The sequence below is a fragment of the Nocardiopsis alba DSM 43377 genome, assembly GCF_000341225.1.
Lineage (GTDB): Bacteria > Actinomycetota > Actinomycetes > Streptosporangiales > Streptosporangiaceae > Nocardiopsis > Nocardiopsis alba.
Genome location: NZ_ANAC01000031.1, coordinates 56,865 through 64,705 on the forward strand (window position 1 = coordinate 56,865; position 7,841 = coordinate 64,705).

Below are 7,841 nucleotides of genomic sequence, written 5' to 3' on the forward strand. Positions count from 1 at the left end.
CCCTAAATCGCCGAGGGCCGCCCCACCATCCCCTTTATGTGATCCGCAACACATTGGTGATATCCGCTCGAAACCCCGCCGCCTCCGAAGCCCCCGCATACGGAACGGCCCCCTCCCGTTCCCGGGAAGGGGCCGTCGCGTTCGTTCACACCGCCGTCACGGCGGGGCCGCGGCGCCGATCAGCGCTCGGGGCCCACCGTGGTCTTCTGGATCTGCATCAGGAACTCGGCGTTGCTCTTGGACTCCTTCATCTTGTCCAGGAGCAGCTCGATCGCCTGCTGGGTGTCCAGGGCGTGCAGCACCCGGCGGAGCTTCCAGACGACGTTCAGCTCCTCGGCCGACATCAGGATCTCCTCCTTACGGGTGCTGGAGGCGTCCACGTCCACGGCCGGGAAGATCCGCTTGTCCGCCAGGGACCGGTTGAGCTTGAGCTCCATGTTGCCGGTGCCCTTGAACTCCTCGAAGATCACCTCGTCGGCGCGCGAACCGGTCTCGACCAGCGCGGTGGCCAGGATGGTCAGCGAGCCGCCGCCCTCGATGTTGCGGGCCGCGCCGAAGAAGCGCTTGGGCGGGTAGAGGGCCGTGGAGTCCACACCACCGGACATGATGCGTCCGCTGGCCGGGGCCGCCAGGTTGTAGGCGCGCCCCAGACGGGTGATGGAGTCGAGCAGGACGACCACGTCCATACCCATCTCCACGAGCCGCTTGGCCCGCTCGATGGCCAGATCGGCGACGACCGTGTGGTCCTCGGCCGGACGGTCGAAGGTCGAGTGGATGACCTCGCCCTTGACCGTGCGCTGCATGTCGGTGACCTCCTCGGGACGTTCGTCCACGAGGATCACCATCAGGTAGCACTCCGGGTTGTTCTCGGTGATGGCGTTGGCGATCGCCTGCATCACCATCGTCTTGCCCGCCTTGGGCGGGGAGACGATGAGCCCGCGCTGACCCTTACCGATCGGTGCGACCAGGTCGATGATGCGGGTGGTGAGGATGTTCGGCTCGGTCTCCAGCCGCAGGCGCTCCTGCGGGTAGAGCGGAACGAGCTTGGAGAACTCCTGACGCCCCCTCGCCTGGTCCGGGGACATACCGTTCACCGAGTCCAGACGCACCAGGGCGTTGAACTTCTCGCGGCGCTCGCCCTCACGGGGCTGACGGACCGCACCGATGATGTGGTCGCCCTTGCGCAGACCGTGCTTGCGGACCTGGGCCAGGGAGACGTAGACGTCGCTCTGACCGGGCAGGTAGCCGGTGGTACGGACGAAGGCGTAGTTGTCCAGGATGTCGAGGATTCCCGCGACCGGCAGCAGGACGTCGTCCTCGCCGATCACCGGCTCGGCCTCCTGGCCGCCACCGCGCCCGCGACGGTCGCGACGATCCCTGCGCCGACCCCGACGGCGGCCACCGCCGCCGAAATCGTCGTCGTCACCGGAGTTACGACCCTGGTTCTGGCCGCCACCACCCTGCTGGCGGTCGGAGTTGTTGTTCGCGTTCTGGTCGTCACCGCCACGGTTGCGGTTACGGCGGTTACGCTGGCGCTCGCGACCCTGCCCGGACCTGTTCTCACGGTCCTCGGAGTCGGGGCCGTTCTTCTGGGGGGTGCTGGATGTCTTCGTCACGCTGCTCGCGGAGGTTGAGGAGTCGGTGCCGTCCACCGAACGGGGCTGGTCACCGGACTCGTCGCCGCGCCTGCGGGACGAGCGACGGCTACGGGAGGGCTTCTCACCCTTCCCACCCTGGGACTCGGTCACGGCCTGGTCCGACGACCGCTCTCCCGCGCTCTTGCGCGGGGCCTCGTCCGTGCCCGACTTGGCGGGAGACTGGGCTTCGGTCGGGCCGTCATTGTTCTCGACCTTACCGGCCGTGGGAGCGCTGTCGGCTTTCTTTGCGGATTTGGCCTTCGCGGGGGCGACGGGGCCGCCCTGCTTGGCCTCGATGGCCGCGATGACGTCGCTCTTGCGCATGCGCCCCGTACCGGTGATGCCCATGCTCGACGCGAGCTTCTGGAGCTCGGGGAGTTTCTGGGCGGCGAGTCCGGTACCGCGCGAGGCCGCGCGGGACCGGGACGCACCCGACGGCGCGGCTTCGCCGGTCTCCGCGGAGGCGTCGGCGCTCTTCTTGCTGTCGACCGCCGCGTCCGTTCGGAGTTCGGTGGTGTCGCTCACTAAGGGTCCTTCCCAAGGAGCGGGCTTCGGCCGTCGGCTTTGTGCTCGATCGGCCGGCCCGATGGTGCGAACCGGCAGGGGCCGGGTAGGGCGTGCCCCACGTGGATGTCGGAAACCGGCGTAGTCGGTCCCCTACCCAATCGCGGCGGGCTCTGGGTACAGCCAGACGTCGGGGCGGATGGCTCGGAGGTGATGCCTGTCGACCATGACGAAACGCTCATCCGAGGAGGAGCGGACTTCGAAGACGTGGGCACAGTCGCGGAGATTCCGCGGACTCGACACTTTGGCCACCGCTTCCGGTTGATCGCATGATCGGACCGCCGGAGTATGGGACGCGGAAGCCGCTGTGGCGGATGAGCACACGCCCCGCAACGGGGCATCTGGTGCTTCACCAAGCCTAACATCACCAGAGGCCACGGCTATTCCTCGACACAGATGCTACGGATGGGGAGATGGGGTCCGCACCCCCGCCGGCTCGATGTGCAGGGGGCGTATGTCCCAATCATTACCCGCCCATCGAGCGATCGAATCAATCTGCCCGATGATTTCCGGCGATTCCGTCCCCGCGTGTCCCTCGGGGATCGCGCACAGGACCAGAACGGTGGGCCCCGCACCCGAGACCACGGCCGCGAGTCCCTCCTGTTCACGCAGGTCACGCACGAGATCGAGGGTACGGGGCATGGCCGGGGCCCGATAGGACTCGTGCAACCGGTCCTCGGTCGCCGCGAACAGGGATTCCGGTTGGCCACAAACGGCCGCCGTCATCAGCGCGGCGCGTCCCGCGTTGAAGGCCGCGTCCGCGTGCGAGACGGTCTCCGGCAACAGGCCGCGGGCCCGTTCGGTGGACAATCGCCACCCCGGAACGCACAGCACCGGCAGGATCCGCTCGTCCGTCAGGGAACGGGAGACCCCCCAGGAGGCGCCGTCCCGATAGGCGATCGTGTATCCGCCGTAGACGCAGGGGGCCACGTTGTCGGGGTGACCCTCCAGGTCCGCGGAGACCTGATAGATCCAGTCCCGGTCGGGGCCGCCGTCGGGCCCCCGACGTCCGAGCAGGGCCGCGGCCGCCGTGACACCGCCGACGATCGCCGAGGAGGACGAGCCGAGACCACGCGAGTGCGGGATGCGGTTCTCACAGCGCAGGTCCAGACCGGGGAGCTTCTCCCCCGCCCGGTCGAAGGCCTCGGCCATCGCCCGGACCACGAGGTGGCGTCGACCGAGCGGGACCTCGCCCGCCCCCTCGCCCTCCACCGTGACATGGAGCTCGTCGTCCGTACGAAGCGCGACGTCGAAGCGGTTGTACAGGCGTACGGCCAGCCCTAGGGCGTCGAAGCCGGGCCCGAGGTTGGCGCTGGTCGCCGGGGCGTCGACGGACACCCGTTCGGGGCGTGCTGAGGTCACTCGACTCTCCAAGTGGTCGTTCCCGCGGCCCGGACCGCCGTGGACGCGGTTCGGGCCGACGGGACGAAGGAGCTGCTGATCAGGCGAGGTCCAGGGCCTTGGCGGCGGCCTGGGCGTCGACGGGAACGGTGGTGGCGGAGGAGGCTCCCGCCAGCGCCCAGTCCGGGTCCTTGAGGCCGTTACCGGTGACCGTGCAGACGATACGGCTGCCCTTGGGCACCTGTCCGGCCGCGGAGGCCTGGAGGAGACCGGCGACGCTCGCGGCGGAGGCGAGTTCGACGAAGACGCCCTCCTCAGCGGCCAGGAGCTTGTAGGCGGCCATGATCTGGCGGTCGGTGACCTTGTCGATGGCCCCGCCGGACTCGTCCCTGGCCTGCTCGGCGAGCTTCCAGGAGGCCGGGTTGCCGATCCGGATGGCGGTGGCGATGGTGCTGGGGCTGGTCACCGGGGCGCCGTCGACGATGGGGGCCGAGCCGCTGGCCTGGAAGCCGAGCATGCGCGGGGACCCGGTGGAGATACCGTCCCTGGCGTACTCGGTGTAGCCCATCCAGTAGGCGGTGATGTTGCCGGCGTTGCCGACGGGGATGCAGTGGATGTCGGGAGCGTCGCCGAGGGCGTCCACGATCTCGAAGGCGGCCGTCTTCTGCCCCTGGAGACGGTAGGGGTTGACCGAGTTCACCAGGGCGACGGGGTAGTCGACGCTGAGCTTGCGGGCGAGTTCCAGACAGTCGTCGAAATTGCCGTCGACCTGGAGCAGACGGGCGCCGTGCACGAGCGCCTGGGCGAGCTTGCCCATGGCGATCTTGCCCTGGGGCACCAGGACGGCGCAGGTCATGCCGGCGCGAATGGCGTAGGCGGCCGCACTGGCGCTGGTGTTGCCGGTGGAGGCGCAGATGACGGCCTTCGCGCCGTCCTCGGCCGCCTTGGAGATGGCCATGGTCATCCCGCGGTCCTTGAAGGAACCGGTGGGGTTGAGCCCCTCGACCTTGAGGAAGACCTCGCAGCCCGTGAGCTCGGACACACGCGTGGCGGGCAGCAGGGGGGTGCCGCCCTCCTGGAGGGTGACGACGGGGGTGTTCTCGTTGACGGGAAGGCGGTCTCGGTACTCCTCGACGATGCCTCGCCACGCCCGTGCCATGCTCACGACGGTGTCCCTTTCGGGTGGATGCGGTTTCGCTGGACGCGCCGCCTCGTACGGCGCGCGCGGGAATGCGGGTGAGGTGTCACGGAGACGCTCCGGCCCCCACCTGCCACGAGTCTATGACCCGCCCCGGGTGTCTTGTATCCCGGGCACTGTGATCTCACGATGTGGACGCACCGGGGCCGCCCCCGACCCTGTCGGAGGCGGTCCCGTGTCCGGTCAGTCCTGGAAGGTCTCCACGCGCATGACGCTGGCCACCTCACGGACCATCGGATGCGCGCTGAGCAGCTCGACCGTCGCGCTGAGGGCCGAGTCCGGAGCCGGGTGACTCACCAGCACGAGCTGGGCGTCGTCTCCGCTGCCCTCCTGGCGCACGTTCTTGATGGACACCCCGTGGTCGGCGAAGATCTCGGCGACCTTGGAGAGCACGCCCGGACGGTCGGCCACGTCCAGCGCCACGTGGTAGCTGGTGATGGTCCGACCCATGTCGTGCACCGGCAACCCGGTGTCGTGCGCGCCCTCGGCCACCGAGGTGTGGGCGAGCCGGTTCCGGCACACCGCCACGATGTCGCCCAGGACCGCGGAGGCGGTGGGCGTGCCCCCGGCGCCGGCCCCGTAGAACATCAGGCGCCCGGCCGACTCGGCCTCCACGAAGACCGCGTTGTAGGCCTCCTTGACCCCGGCCAGGGGGTGCTCCACGGGAAGCATCACCGGGTGGACGCGCACGCCCACGGACTCGCCGTCCTCCGACCGCTGGCAGATCGCCAACAGTTTGACGACGCAGCCCATCGCCCGGGCGCTGGCGATGTCCCCGGAGGAGACCCCGGTGATGCCCTCGCGGTGGACGTCGGCGGCGGTCACCCTCTGGGTGTGGAAGGCCAGACGGGCCAGGATCGCGGCCTTGGCGGCCGCGTCGAAGCCCTCCACGTCCGCGGTGGGATCGGCCTCCGCGTACCCGAGGGCCTGGGCCTCCTCCAAGGCCTCGGTGAACCCCGAGCCCAGGGAGTCCATCCGGTCCAGGACGTAGTTGGTGGTGCCGTTGACGATGCCCAGGACCCGGTTGACCCGGTCCCCGGCCAGAGAGTCGCGCAGCGGACGCAGCAACGGGATGGCCCCGGCCACGGAGGCCTCGTAGTACAGATCCACCCCGGCGGTGCGCGCCGCCGTGTGCAGGGTCTGGCCGTCCTCGGCGAGCAGCGCCTTGTTGGCCGTGACCACCGACTTGCCCGACTTGATCGCGTCGAGGATCAGCGAACGCGCCGGTTCGATCCCGCCGATGACCTCCACCACGACATCGATGTCGGGACGTGTGACCAGCGCCGTGGCGTCGGTGGTCAGCAGCGACGGGTCGACCCCGCGGTCACGGTCCAGGCGGCGTACCGCGATGCCGCCGATCTCGATCGACGTGCCGATCCGCGCGGCCAGTTCCTCGGACTGCTCGTTGACCAGGCGGACGACTTCCGAACCCACAACGCCGCATCCGAGCAGCGCCACCTTCATCGCCATTTGGGCGTGACTCCCACTTCTCTCGTGTCCGACCTCGTGGACGCCGGACGGCGCCCGAGGGGCGAACTGTTCAGCCTACGTCGAGGCGGAGGAGGTCCTCCTCGTTCTCCCTGCGCACGATGACCCGTGCGTTCTCGTCCCGGACCGCCACCATGGCGGGACGGGGCAGGTGGTTGTAGTTGCTCGCCATGGAGTAGCAGTAGGCGCCCGTGGCGGCCACCGCCACCAGGTCGCCCGGCCGCAGGTCGGCGGGCAGGTACAGGTCGTGCACGATGATGTCACCGCTCTCGCAGTGCTTGCCGACCAATCGGGAGAGCATCGGTGCGGCTCCGCTCTCCCGGGAGACCAGTTGCCCGGTGTACTCGGCCCCGTACAGGGCTGTACGGATGTTGTCGCTCATGCCGCCGTCGACGCTGACGTAGGTGCGGATGCCCTCCACGTCCTTGACGGTGCCGACCTCGTAGACGGTGATCCCCGCCGGTCCGGCGATGGCACGGCCCGGTTCGACCGCGACGCGGGGCGTCGGCAGGCCCACCTCCTCGCATTCGCGGCGCACGATCTCGGTGAGGCTCTCGGCGATGGTCTGAGGGTCGAGCGGGGTGTCCACGGAGGTGTAGGCGATGCCCAGACCGCCGCCCAGGTCCAGTTCGGCGAGGGTGACGTCGAGTTCCTCGTGGATCCGGGTGAGGAATCGGGTCACCCGACGCGCGGCGACCTCGAACCCGGAGGTGTCGAAGATCTGCGAGCCGATGTGCGAGTGCAGACCCACCAGATCGAGGTGGTCGGCGCCCAGGACCCGACGGACCGCCTCCGCCGCGGCGCCGGTGCTCAGCGCGAAACCGAACTTCTGGTCATCGTGCGCGGTGGCGACGAACTCGTGGGTGTGCGCCTCCACTCCGGTGGTCACCCGGATGAGGACCTTGGGGCGGGCTCCGGCCTCGCGGGCGATGCCCTCCAGGCGTTCGATCTCGTCGAGGGAGTCCACGATGATCCGGCCGACGCCGACCTCCACCGCGCGGCGCAGTTCGGCCACCGACTTGTTGTTGCCGTGCATGCCGATGCGTTCGGTCGGTACCCCCGCCGCCAGGGCGACGGCCAGTTCGCCGCCGGAGCAGACGTCGAGCTTGAGCCCCTCCTCGACCACCCAGCGGGCGACGGCCTTGGTCAGCAGGGCCTTGCCCGCGTAGTAGACGTCGGCGTCCGTGAAGGCGGTGGAGTAGGCACGGGCCCGGGAACGGAAGTCCTCCTCGTCCATCACGAAGAGCGGGGTGCCGTATTCGGCGGCGAGGGAGCGCACCCCGACGCCGCCGACGGTGAGCTCGCCGTCCTCGCGTCGCGCGGTGGCGGGCCACACGCGCGGGTCCAGGGCGTTGAGGTCTTCGGGCGGCAGCGGCGGGTTGTCCTCCGGCAGGACCTCCGCGTGGCGGGATCCGGCGGGGTGGGCGTAGCGGCTCATGGCGGTCTTTCGGCTGGGACTTCGTACGTCTTGTGGTGATGCTGTGCCCGCGACGGGGTGAGGTCGCACGACGACACCCCCGGTGGCGGCGAGGGGACCCCTCACCATTGTCCACTAAGAGCTCATCTCAAAAGTCCTCGCTGTGCTTGGCCAGATGCTTGTAGCAGATGAGGAT

Annotated in this window: 5 protein-coding genes; all 5 read right to left on the reverse strand. The window is 69.5% G+C overall.

From position 1 onward, the window contains the following. Positions 1-179: 179 nt before the first annotated feature. Positions 180-2,162, reverse strand: a complete 1,983-nt coding sequence (gene rho / locus D451_RS0124750; RefSeq protein WP_014909632.1) for a transcription termination factor Rho — start codon at positions 2,160-2,162, stop codon at positions 180-182. A gap of 438 nt (positions 2,163-2,600) precedes the next feature. Then, complete coding sequence (gene thrB, locus D451_RS0124755) at positions 2,601-3,563, reverse strand: homoserine kinase (protein ID WP_017536387.1); 963 nt, start codon at positions 3,561-3,563, stop codon at positions 2,601-2,603. A gap of 79 nt (positions 3,564-3,642) precedes the next feature. Next, entirely contained in the window at positions 3,643-4,701 is a 1,059-nt protein-coding gene (gene thrC / locus D451_RS0124760; protein ID WP_014909610.1) for a threonine synthase, read from the reverse strand. Positions 4,702-4,923: 222 nt separating this feature from the next. After that, positions 4,924-6,210: a homoserine dehydrogenase gene (locus D451_RS0124765; protein ID WP_017536388.1), complete on the reverse strand. Its 1,287-nt coding sequence runs from the start codon at positions 6,208-6,210 to the stop codon at positions 4,924-4,926. A 70-nt stretch (positions 6,211-6,280) separates the two neighbouring features. Next, positions 6,281-7,666: a diaminopimelate decarboxylase gene (lysA, locus tag D451_RS0124770; RefSeq protein ID WP_017536389.1), complete on the reverse strand. Its 1,386-nt coding sequence runs from the start codon at positions 7,664-7,666 to the stop codon at positions 6,281-6,283. Between the last annotated feature and the right edge of the window lie 175 nt (positions 7,667-7,841).